The following is a 14,984-nucleotide window of genomic DNA, read 5'->3' as shown; positions in this document are numbered from 1 at the left end:
AATGGAAACAATAAATAATAGTTACCTTAAAACACTAAGTAAAACAGTTGATGAATTAATAAAAATGTATTCATCTGAAGCAAATCCAATTGAAGTTTATCGTAAACTTACAGACCTATCACATTGGATGGATTTTGTAAATAGGGATTTTAACGTGTCAGATGCGGAAATTAATCTACTTAAGAAAGAATCAAAAGATTTACAAGCTTTGGTAAATTATGGCGAAACTAAATATAAAGAAATGCAATCTGAGATTAAAATTAAGAATGAGAGAATTAAACAGTTGGAAGATGAATTAGCTAATAAAAATAGTGAAATTAAACAAGTAAAAGCTTATGTTAATTCAAAGGATTTGGAGAGAACATACACAGGTGCTAGTGGTAAAAAGGTATTATTAGATGAACCTGTTAAATCTGATTTAAAAACAATAGTAAATACATATCTGGAAGGACAATTTAAAGATGATATTGCGTCTCTTAATGCAGCTGACAGATTGAAAACCATTGAAAAATTAAGTGCATTTGTTATACCTAATATGAGTTCTGTTAGGCATGAAGAACCTGTTAAATCTGATAGACAGCAATTAAGAGAATTAACAGAAAAATATGAATCTGAATATTCCCAATATTTAACTCTTAAAAAAAGTGTAACTTTTTCCCCCGCTCTAAATAAAAAATTAGACGAACTCGAGATTCATTGTGATAAACTATCACATGAAATGTTTTGTTTAAGACAAAAAATAAAATTAGATAAATAGGAAATTCCAATTTTAATCCCCCCCCTGGTATTCAAAAAGCCAGGGGTTTTTTTATGCCCTAATTTTTCTATAATCTATTTTTAGAAAAATTCAAGTCTTTACAAAAAATATATTTTCAACTATTTTAATATAAACAGTCACTTTAATTAGGAAGAGACTATTTATAATTATATGAATAAGAGAAAAAAAAATAAGATAGCCACGGGCATTACTGATTTGCCTGGAACGTCTAACATTGTCAACATTTAAAACCGATTTACAACAGTCACAACAGGTTGAAAATAGCTTTGCTGATAAACTAAAAACCTTTGGTTACACTGTTAGCAGTACACAGTCATTAGGTACATTTTCTGGTTACGATTTAATAGCTACCAAGGCTGATAGCAAACCAGTAACATTTGAAATTAAGTTAGATAACGCTGCACAGAAAACTGGTAATGTTGCCATAGAATTATATAAAGTAATTAATGGATTTAAAGAAAATTCTGGACTATCTGCAACTACTGCTGATTACATTGTTTATAGTATTCCTCCTTCCAATTATTATTACAGCATTAAAACAGATAAACTAAAAGAATACATTACAGAGAGGCAAAAAGTAAATGCTTTACGCACTGTATTTGGCGGTGATAAAAATAGTACATGTTGTGCCCTTGTAGGTCAAGAAGTATTTAAAAATAAATGTAAAGAGATAACATAATTGGGAAAAAGAATACCAGTGCAACACATGGTGTTGACCAGGGATGAAATTATTTTAAAATATTGGAATAGTGTAAAACTGAAGGACAAGATTGATGCATTATTAAATCGTTGCGGAGTATCCAGGCATACTCGAATAATTGAAGATTGTATATCCAGGACATTCCTGGAATTATCCAGGATGCCAGCTGAAAAGATTGAATATTTATACAATGTAGTGCAGAAGCAGAAATTTGAAGGTTACATCATGAATATGTGCAAGAATGCCTGTATAAAACTTAGTAATGCTAATCCTAAAGGTTGCGAAGTACAAAGTATATATCATGCTTCATCACTGCATTGCGGTGCCTCTATCAGTCCTACCAATGTTTTAACACAATCACCAGAAGACGAAAATTATTTCAATCCTGCAAACCTTGATGATAATCCTTATACACAAAATAAGATTTTTGAATATCTGTTGCAATACTTGGATGCAGAAGAAATTGAAATATTAAATCTCCTGGTTGACAAGAAGAAAACAAAGGGTAGATATACAAGCATTATTAAGCAGCAGGTTGAAGCACTAAAGATTAAAATAAAAACCTTGGTGAATGAATATACAGAAGATTATCAATTCAATAAGAGAGAAAGAAAATTCAAAAGTAACCAGGAGATAGACGAATTAATTAATCCACCACCAGTAAAAAATAACAGAAACAAAGATAAAAAAGAATGGAACGAGAAAAACTGACAACTAAAGCACCATCAATAATACTTCAATGTTTAGGATTAGGTGCAATTATAGGTGTATATGCACTTTTGAAAAAATAACTATATGGAACAAAAAGAATTAACACCACAGCAAGCTTTGCAGGTAATTTACCATGCAACAGGTGAATTACTATTAAATAGATTAGACGGGCAAGCCTTAGATAGAGCATTACAAGTACTCGTAAATTTTATACAAGAACAAACTAAAACAACAGAAAAAAATGACTAATTATATCCAATTTAACCAAACACTTAAATCTGTATCAGGATTTACAACTGATGAAGCAGTTGCATACATCACAAATTATTCAGTAAATAAAAACGTTACAGTTTTACCTACATCAGGTACCACACAATCAGCTAATATTAACTTTTCAATTTATAAATCAGAGGTTGATTATGTTGCTGGTGAACAGCCATTCCAAATTGCTAGTACTACTATTTTTCCAACATCTGTTTACATCCAGGATGCTAGTACTTTAACAGATGATGATATTTACCAAAAGGTAGTTGATTATTTTACTGCTGCTGGTTATAGCGTAACCCTTCAAACCGTAGCATAATGACAGATATAGCATTAGTTAATGCTGTAGAAAGCATTAAAAAAGAGACGTATGATATTGTAAATAAAAAGACAGGAACGATTACACATGACTACAAAATGAAGTTAAAAGCTATCCAGGATGAACGAGGCAGACGAGGCCATACAAAAAGCAATGATGTATTATGGAGTTGTGGCGATTGTGTGTTAAATGAAATTAATATATCCTTTTTACCCTGGATTGAATCAATTTATTATCAACAGTTGAAAGCATCTGTTGAGCCTGTAACCCAGGTTAATTTACAAATGATACCTGATACACAAGATGAACCGATTAAACTAAAAACAAAGAAAAAATAATGGCAACTATAGAAGAATTATACAGCTAATGGTGTAAGGAAACTAAACGTGGTGGAGCTATTTTAATAGGTGGTTCAATCAGAGAGTTTTTTACCTGGTTGGAATCTATAGGTTATACCTTAACAAAATAATACTAAAGTAAATTATATTCATCATTATGGTTATAAAAGCCTATAATGATGAATATAACCTACAAAAATTTACATTTTTTCTAGGGTTTCTACAATCTCCATATTTTCAATTAATGGAGATACATAATTGTCATATGCATATTTTTGAGCCTCTGTTAAGTAATCATATCCCTTATTAATAACAATTTGGGATGCACCATAACCTGCTGTATTTTTATCAAGTCTACCTTCATCAACCAGGTCAATAATTCTAAAATGAAGTTCATCATTGCGATAAACACCTTCATAATGTTTTTGATTCATAATTCAAAATATTTGAGTAATTAATTATCGATAAGATTTATCGAATTTTACTTGCGCAAGTTATCTAATATAAACAAAGGTTTTTGAATGACAATGAATTAATATTTTTAAATTTATTTTTTATTTAATCAAATGTTAAAGGATGAACGAAGATGAACAGCTAATTTTTGATAGGTTAACATTTCCTAAAAATCAGGAAGACGTAAATAATTTGTTTGGAATTTTTAAAAACTTTTTATTTAAGGCTACACAAAATCATGGAGCAAGAGAATATGATTATAGTATTAGAAGGGATATGGTTTTAATATTACAAATGATATTTACCAAAGTTGCTACTTTGGAAAAAACTATTGAAACAATTGAATATGTCTCTGAAGATGGAGTGCCGTTACATAAAGTTATTGACCAAACTTTAGTTACCACAGCTGTAAGGGGGCTTTATGAATCAATTGGTATGTTTAATACTGTTTTTGTGAATCCGCAAAGTAAGGATGAAAGAGGTGTTTTACATGTTTTGTGGGTTATTGCTGGATTAAAGTTTCGACAAAGATTTGCTGTTTTTAATAAAACACCAGAATCGGAAGCTAAAACGAAATCTGAAAATGATATTATAATTAAATATATAAGTGATATTCGAGATACAGAATTATACAAATCTTTGTCTTTAATAGACCAGCAGAAAATCGAAACTGTAATAAAGAAAAATAGTTACAGTGTGTTCTTTACGGATGGCAAAGTTAAAGTTTTAAATGGCTTCCAAGAATTAGTAAATAACGCAGGTATTTCTAAATATCCTATGGGATTGTTTTACACTCATTTATCTTTGCATGCCCACCCATCATATATTGGGGTTAAGGCATTTGGTAATATGTTTGAAGCAAAAAATCCAGATTTTTTTAAGCTTTCGCTGTTTACCTTAGATGTTGCCTTTAAATTAGTAAGTGTTTTTATAGCAGATTATATAAAAGTAAATCCAGAAGTGAAAAGTACATTTGATGCACTTGATGAAGTTTCAAAGAATGTCATACAATATAATAACATATTTTTAAGAAGTGAAAAATACGAAATTATTTAAATATTCTTTTTTCTTTTTTATGTCGTGAACCATCAGCATTAACTGTTTCTTCAACTTCCTCTGATAGAAGTTTATTGTCTTTTTTGTTTAGATAATATGTAAAATATATACCACCGATTAAAAATAAACCACCTATAATATTACCGATTGAACTGCGTAAGAAAGATAAAATTTCCATAGATGTTTTATTAAATGATTGTTTATGTATATATATTATGTTGGCAATGGTAAATAGAATCTAAGAATTTTAAAAGCCATTAGGAACTTTTTCTCGTCTTGTATGAGTTAGTGCAGAACTTTAATTCATTCGTCTTCCTTCCAGGTTCTATACTCTTACATGATATATATTATGTTAGTTATTTAAATAGCCAATAACAACATCATGTGTTATTTGAATCTCTGATTTTCTTCATGAAATTGTCTTAAAGTCTGATTTAGTTATATACAAAAATCAAAAAATTTCCTGATATAACAAAATAAATTTTTCCAACTAATTTAAATTTTGGTTTAAAACAAAATATTTTTGCATTTATTTTAAAAATTCTTTTAAATTTCTTTGTATAATCTTTAAAAACTGTATTAAAACAATGTTTACACTGCTTTAAAGACAGGTCATTCAATACCACTTCATAAATCCATTAAAATAATTGGATTTAAAGAAAAGAATGGCAAAAACAGTAATACAAAAAGGCCAGGTTTTAAATCCAAATGGTAGACCTAAAGGCGCAATTAATAAAAATACTAAGGTTATCCAGGATGCACTAGCATTAGTGATGAATCATCTTGAATCAACATTGTTAGATGACATTGATAAGGTAAGCCCACAACGTAGATTACAACTGTACACTGATTTAATGAACTACATTAAACCAAAGTTATCTGCTAACAAGAATGAGAATGAAAACAGTGGTGCAGTACAGATAACATTTGAATACAAGAATCCTTTATTCAATCCAGGTGATGCAGTAGATATTGAGGGGGAGGTTATCTAATGAATATATTATTTAACACTCCACATCCAAAGCAGCTAGAAATCATCCAGGATAAAAGCAAGTATAAAGTAATTGTTGCTGGTAGAAGATTTGGTAAAACATTAGTATCAATGATGAAGCTAATGGACTGCATGTTAAGAGGACAACACACAATGTACTTAACACCAGAATATGATTTAGCTAAAACATTCTTCACCGATTTTGTTGCATTCTTTAATGAGACATTAATATCTGGTATTAACAAATCTGAGTTAACAATCAAATTAAAAAACGGTGGTTCATGTAAGTTCTTTTCTGGTATGGCCATAGAGAAAATACGTGGTAGAGAATATCAGTTTGCTATCATAGATGAAGCTGGTGATATAGATGATTTAGAGTATGCATTTAATGGTGTTATACGTCCTCTGTTAATGGGTGGCTGTTGGTTCATTGGCACACCAAAGGGTAATAACTACTTTACAAAGCTTTATAACAATGCTAAAGATGGTAATCTACAGGATACATCAGCATTCCATTTTACCACATATGATAACCCATTTTATCCAGTTGAGAAGATTGAAGAATCCAGGTTAGATATGCCTGATGTATTATTTAGACAAGAGTTCTTAGCTGAGTTTACAGCCAATGCTAGTAACCCATTTAAGTATGAAGATATTGTAAAAAATATTGTACCAGGATTATCAACTGATAAGAGTGTATGTTATGGCATTGATATCAGTAATGGTAAGAATGATTATACTGTAGCCATTGGTATCAACAGTGAGGCTGTAATGAGCCATATAACATCCTGGAAGATACAGAATAACTATACCGAACAATCAAGTAAATTAAATGAATTAGATAGTAATGTATTAAAAGTTGTTGATGCTACTGGTAGTGGTGTATCAGTAACAGAGACACTTGAAAACAATGGTCATTATGTTATTCCATATTTATTTACAGCTAAATCTAAACCTAATTTAATATACACGTTCATCCAAGCAGTTGAATCTGGTGCTGTTAAATACACACAAGAAGTAGCTGATGAAATGTTCATCTACGAAATGAAATATAATGATACTAATGTAACCTTTGGTAATCAGCCTGGACAGGGTAACCATGATGACAAGGTTACGGCATTAGCTTTAGCCTGGTATGGGTACAGTACATACATTTCAATTGGCCAGCAATGGCAAGGATTAACTGTTGTCTAATCAATCCTTAGATATGAATTATAAAAATATTAAATCCCTTCTTCCTACTAAATGGGAAGATATAACAGTACATCAATACATAAACGTTCAATCAGCAATTGTTAATGTGGAAACAGAACTGGATGAAGAAGAAGCAGCAGCAAATGAGATTGATAACATGTTAAATATTGCAGCAAAGTTATTGAACGTTGAGGTAGCTGAAGTGTATACTATACCTATCAATGAGGTAGCATATGTTGTAGCACAATTAAGCTTTATCTATGTTGACATTATACCAAATGCGAAGCCAGATGTTAGAATGAAAAGTCATGTTGATGTTGAGTATGGCAACTATGCAACATTCAGAACATTGCAGAGTACTGATATAACATCTGTTGCAAAGAATCTAACAGTGATATTAGGTTTATTTATGAATGATATTACTAAAGATGAAATACTACAGATGAATATCGTGGATGCAATGACAGTGTTTTTTTTTGCGCAAAAACAATTGATAAAATTACTGAGGACTACACAAGTCTCTTTGCTGTTGACCCTGGTGAAGCAAAGGTGGCAAGAGATAAAGAACAGAATCCCTTTGCTCAGGACAACACAGAAGAACTTGATATCATAAATAAACATTACGGTTATCACTTCTTAGCAAAGCAAGTTGCTTTATGGACTAACACAGATTTTTATTCAGTGTTGAACAGAAGTTGCCGAGAAGTATTTTCAACCATTGGAATAATGAAGGGTGAAGCAAGAATTGCTAAATTAAATAGATAACATATGGCAAATCTTAACCAGGCATCATCCAGGTCACAATATCAGCAGAACCTGGATGCAATAGGTCAATTAGGACAATCAGAAGCAGATTTTGAAGACTTAAGTACACCGATGGAGCAAGCAGCAGGTGCATTTATTTTAAGAGTGCAACAAAATATGACTGATAAAAAGATATCAGTATCAGGTAAATCTAGTGATTCATTGAAAGTTAAAATTATTGATGGACAACATAGCCAGGTAACAGCAGACCCTGTACTTTTCTTTCAAGATTTAGGTGTTAATCCATCAGGTGAAAGTCTATATCCAGGTACAACCTTTGGATATACAACGAAATATCCACCTATTCAACCGCTGTTAGATTGGATTAAAGCCAGGCAAATACAAAGTGAATATAATCCGAAGTATGGCAGTGAGAAAGCTTTTGAAGGAATGGATGAAGAAGAAAAACAGAAGCAATTAGCATTTGCTATGAGGTATTCGATTATGCATAAAAAGGGTATCCCACCAAAGAATATAATGTTTAAAGAAGTACAGCAATATGTTGATGACCTGGTGCAACTTGTTATGGCAACTACTGCCAGTGGTGTACTAGGACAACTAACCTTTTCAACTCCTGGTACAAGTACTAGAGGTGCAACCAGAATCTATACACCATCTTCACCTAATCCAAATGTTAAGTAAAATCAAAGATATCATTACAGCCTGGTATAAATCATATAAGCATTCACAGGCTGAATATGTTAAAGCCAGGCAACGTATGAGCATCTGTAACTCTTGCACAAGTAAAACGAATTTAAATACTTGTGGTGAATGTGGTTGTCCTTTGGCTGCAAAGATATATAGTCAATTCGGTTGTCCATTGGATAAATGGGAATAAACTGTAGAGCCATTCAATACTTAACAAAAAGAAAAGAATGGCAATAACTATAGTCGCAACACCTTCATTATTTAGTCCTGCATTGAATGATGCCATATGGCAGATAGCAACAGACAGGACTGATATATTATATTTTCAAGTTGTTGTTTATGCAGCAGATGGTGTTACAGTAATATCAAAATTAAAGGCGCAGCCAACCCCAGCATTAAGACAAGGAGCTTATGTTAACCTTACTCAGGTACTCAAAAACATTGTTAATACTACCATATCAAAGAATGATGTAATTATTGAAGAATATGATGATGTGGTTAGTTATAAGCTGTCTTTCACTGAGTATATCTATAATGTAACATCTAACACTGTTTCAATTGGTGCTTCAGCAACAACTTCATTTGTTAATACATGGAATGGCCAGATACCAAAGATTGCAATGGGTGATTATGATTATACAACTTTAACAGCAACAGCCACAAGTACACCTAAATTCCTTACAAATAAGCCTACCAGTGTATCTAAATACTGGTTAAGTGAGTATTTGTATTACCTAAATAATGGAAGGGTTACAGCAGCTTTATTTACGTTAAATTATAGTACAGGTACAGTAACAAAATCTTTCAATATTCCCCTGGGTAAAAAATCTGGTAGGGTGAATATATCCCCTCGTAGTTTGGTTGTTGCTGATATCAGCTTATCTAATTTAATATCCTTCAATGTTTGCCTAATGGCAGGCGCTGTAGTTGCAAGTCAAACTGTTACCAGGTATTACAATAATGTTTTGGCTGATTGTCATGATAAGCCAGTAAGTATTATTTGGGCTAATGATTTAGGTGGAACAGATAGTTATTTGTTTAAAAATCCCCAGGAAAAAGTAACAGTTACATCTACAACGATTAATACTAACTCATATGCAGTCAATTCAGCAGGTTTTTACGCTGCATCCAATGCTAATATCTATCAATCAAGTGAAATAATCATAGCATCAGACAGCACAAGTGAGTATACAGTAGTATCTGATTGGTTAAATAACGATGAAGAAGCTTGGTTAAAAGCCTCTATTTTGGGTAGTAAAGCAGTGTTTGTAGAGCTTACCAACGGTAAATTATTACCAGTTAAAGTTACTTTAACCACTGTATCAATCATTGGTGAATATGCTACAGTACCAAACAGTTTGACACTTACTTATTCAACTGAAACAGGGTTAAATCAGACAGTTAAACAAGCTATTGCAAACAATCAAATTGTTGGACAGATAGGTACAAGCAACCCAGATATAGTATTACAGACTACAGATTATGAAGTAGTTGTTGGATTAAACGGACAGGCACTTATATAATGGAAATAGTTAGAAAAATAATATTAACAGCAGATGATGTTTTCATTTTATCAAACTTTGAAGCAGGTGGATTAGGTACCTTAATTATTCAACAGGATGCTGTAGGTGGCCATAACATGTTGCTGCCTAATGATGCAAGGTATAATGGATTTATCACTACTGATACAACAGCTAATGCAGTAACCATTGTAAAATGGATAGTATATGATTCTGGCGTTTACGTTTATACTGAAGGTGCTGGATTTAACATTGTATCAGCACCTGGTGCCAATGGTTCTACATTTTACACCTGGTATAAATATGCAGATACACCTACTACTGGAATGAGCGATAGCCCTACGGGTAAGGCTTACATGGGTATCGGATATAATAAACTTTCACCTACACCTTCAACTGTTTATAGTGATTATCTATGGATTTTAATTAAGGGTGCAACAGGTGCATCTGGATTAGATGGTCGTGATGGAATTGATGGCCTTGATGGTGCTACAGGTTCACCTGGTGCTAATGGTTTACAATTCCACGTTGCGTACGCAGATAGTTTAGATGGTAGTGTTAATTTTAATCAAACTGGTGGTGCATTTATTGGTACATACACAGACCAGATAGTTGCAGATAGTACAAACTATTTAGATTATCAATGGCAACAACTACGTGGAGCCGATGGTAAAGACGGTACTGATGGTATAGCAGGTGTTGGAGCCGATGGAAAAACTAGTTATCTACACATTAAATATTCCAATGATGCAGGTGTAACCTTTACGGCAAACGTAGGTGAAACTGTTGGTTCTTATATTGGTCAATATGTAGATTTTATTTTAGCTGATAGTACAAATCCAGCATTATATTCTTGGGCGCAAATCAAGGGGGATAAAGGAGATACAGGGGCAACTGGTGCCGTTGGAAATGAAGGATTACAAGGTAGACAAGGACCTGCAATTACTTTCAGTGGATTATGGTCCGCAAGCAAACAATATACAGAACAAACAGATTTTCAAACAGTAGTTAGCTATGACAATGTTTACTATGCAACCCTTTTAGGTTCTGCATCAATCCCTTTGGGTACAGTGCCTACAAATGGTACTTACTGGTTAGCTCTAAATAGTTATGCCAACGTTGCAACGGACATACTTTTAGCACAAGATGCTTACATTGGTAAATTAGAATCTAATAATTTGTATTTAGGTGACGGTGTGAGCGGTTGGGTTATCACGCAAGGCAGTATTAAATCACTGCAAACTAACAGCAATGGTACTGCAACAACTTCACTTACATCTGATGGAAGATTATTTGCAACAAATGTTGATTTAACAGGAAATATTAATGCAAGTACAGGTAGTATAGGTGGTATCCTGGTAAATGCTAATGGGATATCTGCACAAAATTTTAGTATAGACCAGTATGGTATAGCAAATTTTACAAATGCAATCATTAGCGGTACCATTAATGCAACATCTGGAAGCATTGGAGGATTTACTTTCTCTGATAGTACTACTGGATTGAATGGTAATAAAATAGTTATTGACACCAATATTGGAGCTACAGTTAAAAATGGTGGTGTTATTGATGCCAGGGGTGGCGATATGATGATACCTTTGTCTTTACCGACAAACCTGCAGAACGGTAGTATGTGGATTGGTGATAGTTTAACTGGTTCTACATCAGGTGGTTCTGGTGGTAGTACTACATTAGCAGGATTAGTTGATGTAATGTTATCAAGTCCTGCCAATGGCCAGGCATTAGTGTATAATGGCACAAAATGGGTTAACCAGGCTATAATTACTGATTTATCAAATTACAATAATAAAGCCCAGGATGCAGCAGCTTATTTAGGAATAGGCGCAACGGCAACAAATTCAACTGCATTAAACGGTGTTACAGCTAGTTTTACTGCTGGTACAGGCATAGATGCACCTATTGTAATGCTAAATGGTGTGCTCCGTTATGGTACAGCAGCACTATTCAATGCATTTTTAGGTATAAATAATGGAAGTACGTTATCTAATAATATATCTGGTAATGCTGGAAGTGCAACTACTTGGAATGGTAATACTTATTCTGGAAGTGGTGCTGGTAGTAATTTATTATATGTCATGGGTTATAATAGTTCTACAGGTACCTGGAATCCATTTACTGCAACAACAGTTCAAACATTTTTAAATGTTAATAACGGAACAACATTAACAAACAGTATTAACGGTAATGCAGCAACATCAACAGCAGCCTCATATGTAATTAGTCCTGATGGTAGTAGAGATGCTTCTACTTTTCTTCCAAATGCTAATCCTAATAGAGTACGTTTTGATTTTGTAAATGCAGGTTCAGTTGGTGCAGGTGGAAATGGTAACTATGCTGGGGTGATGACTTATTCACCTTGGGTTGGTACAACAGTTTCAACAGGAGATGGTTCCTACCAATTGGCATTTGGTAATAGTTCAGCTAATGGCGGTGGAGTTCCTTATATGCATTTACGTAGTGGGATTGATAGCACATGGAATACCTGGTACTCTTTATGGCATACAGGTAATTTCAGCCCTGGTAACTATTTGCCATTAGCTGGTGGCACATTGACAGGTAGTCTATATGCGAATGGTCAAGTTGTATCATCAAGTTACGTACAAGGTAATAGAGGTATTTTTGGCTATGATGCAGGTAGCGCAGGGACAGTAGGTGCTTCAAATTGGTTCCATAGCTCAGGTGCTACAGGGTGGTATAATGATACTTATGGTGGTGGTATATATATGACAGATACCAGTTATGTAAGAGTATATAATGGAAAAGGCTTTTACTCAGCTGGAAATGTGTATACTGATTCTCAATATGTTTCATCGTCAGCTGCTTATGGTTATAAATCACAAAATTATCATGGAATGGTTGGTGATTACGACCAGAATACCACCCAAGATAAAATTGTCTGGACTATTGGAGACCAGTGGAACACAATAGCAGCACATTATGGCTTAGGTTATTCTTATAATAGTTCTTTGATGTCTTCAATTCACCAAGTAGTTTTAAGGCAAGCAGGCACAACTAACATTGCCCTGGGAATGAATGGAGATATTACAGCTGTCGGAAGTTATTTAGGGAAAGGATTAATTGCAGCAGCAGCTGATGGTACATCTAGTGACCCATACGGTGTTATGTCGGTTACTAGAGGAGCAAATGGTAATAATTATAGTTATTTCGGAATGACTAGAGCAGGGCAAATTGGCTGGGGCAATGGCATAGATACATCTAATAGAATGATTTGGGGTAGTGGTTCAGCCTCTGCTGGTGTAATTCCAACTACTGTAATGTCTTTAGATGCAGCGGGAAACTTTGGTGTATCTGGAAGTATTAGTACACCTAAAATAACAGTGGCATCTAGTCTGATTATACCAACTGGTGCACCAGCTTCACCAGTTAATGGAAATATTTGGATACAATAATACAATACTTTAAAAAACAATAAATGGCAGCACCGACAAGCGCATACACAGGTACAAATTTGATAGTTAAAAACAGTTCAGGTAACCAGGTAAATCACAATTTTGTACTGAATACATCAGATACAGCAGCAACATTAAAAGCTAGGTTTTATCTTGATTATCTATTACCGACCAACACAGGTTGGATAGGGATGAATTTACTTAATTCCTACAACTATAACCATCATTCAACAGCCCGTATAGGTGCAATTAACATGTATTATAACGGTTATCTAAAATCTTATCTGGATGGAGGGCTTAATACATTACCTGATGCAGTTTTGAACACAATTTTTACCCGTTATAGCAACTATGTGAGAGTTGGTACAACATTAAAAGCCAGTTATTTCGATGGCGGAAGCTACGCTAGAGGATATCAATTTTCTGTTAATGGTGGTGCCTATATTAATTTTAATGCAGCATCAACTGCTGTTGCAGCAAATACTAGTGTTACAGTACAAGATATTTGTGCAGTTGCAGCCACTACCAATGATAGCGTTTTGGTTAGACCATATTTTTCAAACAGTGAGGGCACATATTATGGTGCAGCTGTACAATTCTATGCAGCAGAAGCTATATACTATGGCAGTATGTGGAAGGTTACAGCAGCTTGTGATAATGCTGGTACAGCGGTAACTGTATTTATTACTCAATCGGATTATGATGCTATTACATCATTAACCAGTACTGCAACTGCATCAGGGATTTATGGTTACTTAGATGATACTTTTTCAACTCCACTAACCGCTGGAACTTATAAGATTTCACCTGGTGATTCTAAAGCATACGTTGTAGCCAGTGGTGGTATGTTCGTGCAAATGCTACAATGTACTGTTGCAACTCCAACTAATTTAACAATTTTATGTACTTCACGTACAACAGGCGGGGTTACTTATTATGATGTGACTGTTAATAAACGTAGTGATTACGCTGTTGCGGTAACTATAAAAGGTTCAATTGCAGCATATTCAGCGGGAAATCAAACAATATTAGGTGGTGAAGGTTCTGGTATCTATACTATAGTATTGGCAGCTGGTGATTTGACGAAAACCGCAACAACTACATATCAACCAGATTTTACTGCTAACCATTATGCACCGACCGTAACAAGTGTTAGTCCTACAGCAACAACTTATACAATTTCAACTATTGCAGGAGCAAGCAGTTAAACAAAAGAGGGGAAGCAAATTAATGTTTCCCCTTCATTTATATTTGGTGTGTAGTTTTAAAAATTAAAATGTCTTCTACAGTGATTACATTCATGTCTACCTCTGGTTGTGCCTTTCATAATTCTTTTGGCACCAGTTTTTTTACAAAATGGACAGACTGCTACCTTTTCCCTCGCATTATGAAAATTATTAGCTTTAGTGCAAATCCATAAAAGGAAAGCAAGGCAAAATGCGCCAAAAATCATTTGTCCCATAGCTTTATTGATAGCTATTAATAACTATGTTTACTAGTTGCTTTTTTGCCTGATGTACTTCTGATTTTTTTCGGTGCAGCTAAATCTGGTGCATCTGCAACCGATAAAATTGATTCAATTGTAACCCTGTTAGTTTCGTAATCAGAAGCTACTTTAGTCCAGTGTTTCTTTTCATTTTGTAGGGCTTCAATTTGTTCATCAAGTGATGCTAATCTACTTTTAATTTTAGTCTCAATTGTGCTAGGTTGTACCGCTTTAGGACGTGCCATATGTTTATTTATTTAAGTATATAATCAAATGTAAAAAATTAATTGA

At 33.7% G+C, this 14,984-nt stretch carries 17 protein-coding genes; 14 read left to right on the top strand and 3 right to left on the bottom strand.

Annotated features, from left to right (window positions below):
• Nucleotide 1 precedes the first annotated feature (1 nt).
• From GSQ84_RS15125 to GSQ84_RS15100, 6 genes are all read left to right on the top strand, one after another.
• Entirely contained in the window at nucleotides 2-757 is a 756-nt protein-coding gene (locus GSQ84_RS15125; RefSeq protein WP_158798107.1) for a hypothetical protein, read from the top strand.
• A gap of 235 nt (nucleotides 758-992) precedes the next feature.
• Complete coding sequence (locus GSQ84_RS15120) at nucleotides 993-1,457, top strand: hypothetical protein (RefSeq protein ID WP_158798106.1); 465 nt, start codon at nucleotides 993-995, stop codon at nucleotides 1,455-1,457.
• Complete coding sequence (locus GSQ84_RS15115; protein WP_158798105.1) at nucleotides 1,458-2,189, top strand: hypothetical protein; 732 nt, start codon at nucleotides 1,458-1,460, stop codon at nucleotides 2,187-2,189.
• A gap of 84 nt (nucleotides 2,190-2,273) precedes the next feature.
• Nucleotides 2,274-2,438 carry a hypothetical protein gene (locus GSQ84_RS15110; RefSeq protein WP_158798104.1) on the top strand — a complete coding sequence of 55 codons (165 nt, stop codon included), beginning with the start codon at nucleotides 2,274-2,276 and terminating at the stop codon, nucleotides 2,436-2,438.
• Complete coding sequence (locus GSQ84_RS15105; protein ID WP_158798103.1) at nucleotides 2,431-2,772, top strand: hypothetical protein; 342 nt, start codon at nucleotides 2,431-2,433, stop codon at nucleotides 2,770-2,772. Before GSQ84_RS15110 ends, GSQ84_RS15105 begins: the two co-directional genes overlap by 8 nt.
• A complete protein-coding gene (locus GSQ84_RS15100) occupies nucleotides 2,772-3,110 on the top strand; it encodes a hypothetical protein (protein ID WP_158798102.1) in 339 nt (112 codons plus the stop codon). Before GSQ84_RS15105 ends, GSQ84_RS15100 begins: the two co-directional genes overlap by 1 nt.
• Nucleotides 3,111-3,310: 200 nt before the next feature.
• Here the strand turns inward: GSQ84_RS15100 and GSQ84_RS15095 are convergent, their stop codons facing one another.
• Complete coding sequence (locus tag GSQ84_RS15095) at nucleotides 3,311-3,544, bottom strand: hypothetical protein (protein WP_158798101.1); 234 nt, start codon at nucleotides 3,542-3,544, stop codon at nucleotides 3,311-3,313.
• A gap of 142 nt (nucleotides 3,545-3,686) precedes the next feature.
• Here GSQ84_RS15095 and GSQ84_RS15090 point away from each other — a divergent pair, with 142 nt between their 5' ends.
• On the top strand, nucleotides 3,687-4,619 hold the full coding sequence (locus tag GSQ84_RS15090; protein ID WP_158798100.1) for a hypothetical protein: 933 nt from the start codon (nucleotides 3,687-3,689) through the stop codon (nucleotides 4,617-4,619).
• Here the strand turns inward: GSQ84_RS15090 and GSQ84_RS15085 are convergent.
• The gene (locus GSQ84_RS15085) at nucleotides 4,612-4,797 is read right to left on the bottom strand and encodes a hypothetical protein (RefSeq protein WP_158798099.1); all 186 of its coding nucleotides are present in this window, start codon (nucleotides 4,795-4,797) and stop codon (nucleotides 4,612-4,614) included. The genes GSQ84_RS15090 and GSQ84_RS15085 overlap by 8 nt on opposite strands.
• Nucleotides 4,798-5,284: 487 nt before the next feature.
• Between GSQ84_RS15085 and GSQ84_RS15080 the strand changes: the two genes are divergently transcribed.
• The 7 genes from GSQ84_RS15080 (at nucleotide 5,285) to GSQ84_RS15050 (ending at nucleotide 14,415) form a co-directional block, all read left to right on the top strand.
• Nucleotides 5,285-5,611: a hypothetical protein gene (locus GSQ84_RS15080; protein WP_158798098.1), complete on the top strand. Its 327-nt coding sequence runs from the start codon at nucleotides 5,285-5,287 to the stop codon at nucleotides 5,609-5,611.
• Nucleotides 5,611-6,804, top strand: coding sequence for a terminase large subunit domain-containing protein (locus tag GSQ84_RS15075; protein WP_158798097.1), 1,194 nt, complete (start codon nucleotides 5,611-5,613; stop codon nucleotides 6,802-6,804). Before GSQ84_RS15080 ends, GSQ84_RS15075 begins: the two co-directional genes overlap by 1 nt.
• Before the next feature lie 13 nt (nucleotides 6,805-6,817).
• The gene (locus GSQ84_RS15070) at nucleotides 6,818-7,417 is read left to right on the top strand and encodes a hypothetical protein (protein ID WP_158798096.1); all 600 of its coding nucleotides are present in this window, start codon (nucleotides 6,818-6,820) and stop codon (nucleotides 7,415-7,417) included.
• A 155-nt stretch (nucleotides 7,418-7,572) separates the two neighbouring features.
• Nucleotides 7,573-8,250: a hypothetical protein gene (locus GSQ84_RS15065; protein ID WP_158798095.1), complete on the top strand. Its 678-nt coding sequence runs from the start codon at nucleotides 7,573-7,575 to the stop codon at nucleotides 8,248-8,250.
• 233 nt (nucleotides 8,251-8,483) lie between these two features.
• A complete protein-coding gene (locus GSQ84_RS15060) occupies nucleotides 8,484-9,779 on the top strand; it encodes a hypothetical protein (RefSeq protein ID WP_158798094.1) in 1,296 nt (431 codons plus the stop codon).
• Entirely contained in the window at nucleotides 9,779-13,207 is a 3,429-nt protein-coding gene (locus GSQ84_RS15055) for a hypothetical protein (protein WP_158798093.1), read from the top strand. Before GSQ84_RS15060 ends, GSQ84_RS15055 begins: the two co-directional genes overlap by 1 nt.
• Before the next feature lie 23 nt (nucleotides 13,208-13,230).
• Nucleotides 13,231-14,415, top strand: a complete 1,185-nt coding sequence (locus GSQ84_RS15050; protein WP_158798092.1) for a hypothetical protein — start codon at nucleotides 13,231-13,233, stop codon at nucleotides 14,413-14,415.
• A 271-nt stretch (nucleotides 14,416-14,686) separates the two neighbouring features.
• On the opposite strand, the gene GSQ84_RS15045 is transcribed toward GSQ84_RS15050, so the two are convergent.
• Nucleotides 14,687-14,938 carry a hypothetical protein gene (locus tag GSQ84_RS15045; RefSeq protein WP_158798091.1) on the bottom strand — a complete coding sequence of 84 codons (252 nt, stop codon included), beginning with the start codon at nucleotides 14,936-14,938 and terminating at the stop codon, nucleotides 14,687-14,689.
• Nucleotides 14,939-14,984: the final 46 nt, after the last annotated feature.

It is taken from the genome of Pedobacter sp. L105, assembly GCF_009765875.1.
Classification (GTDB): Bacteria; Bacteroidota; Bacteroidia; order Sphingobacteriales; family Sphingobacteriaceae; genus Pedobacter.
The sequence above is the reverse complement of the archived record's forward strand: the minus strand, read 5'-3'. Positions and strand labels throughout refer to the sequence as shown.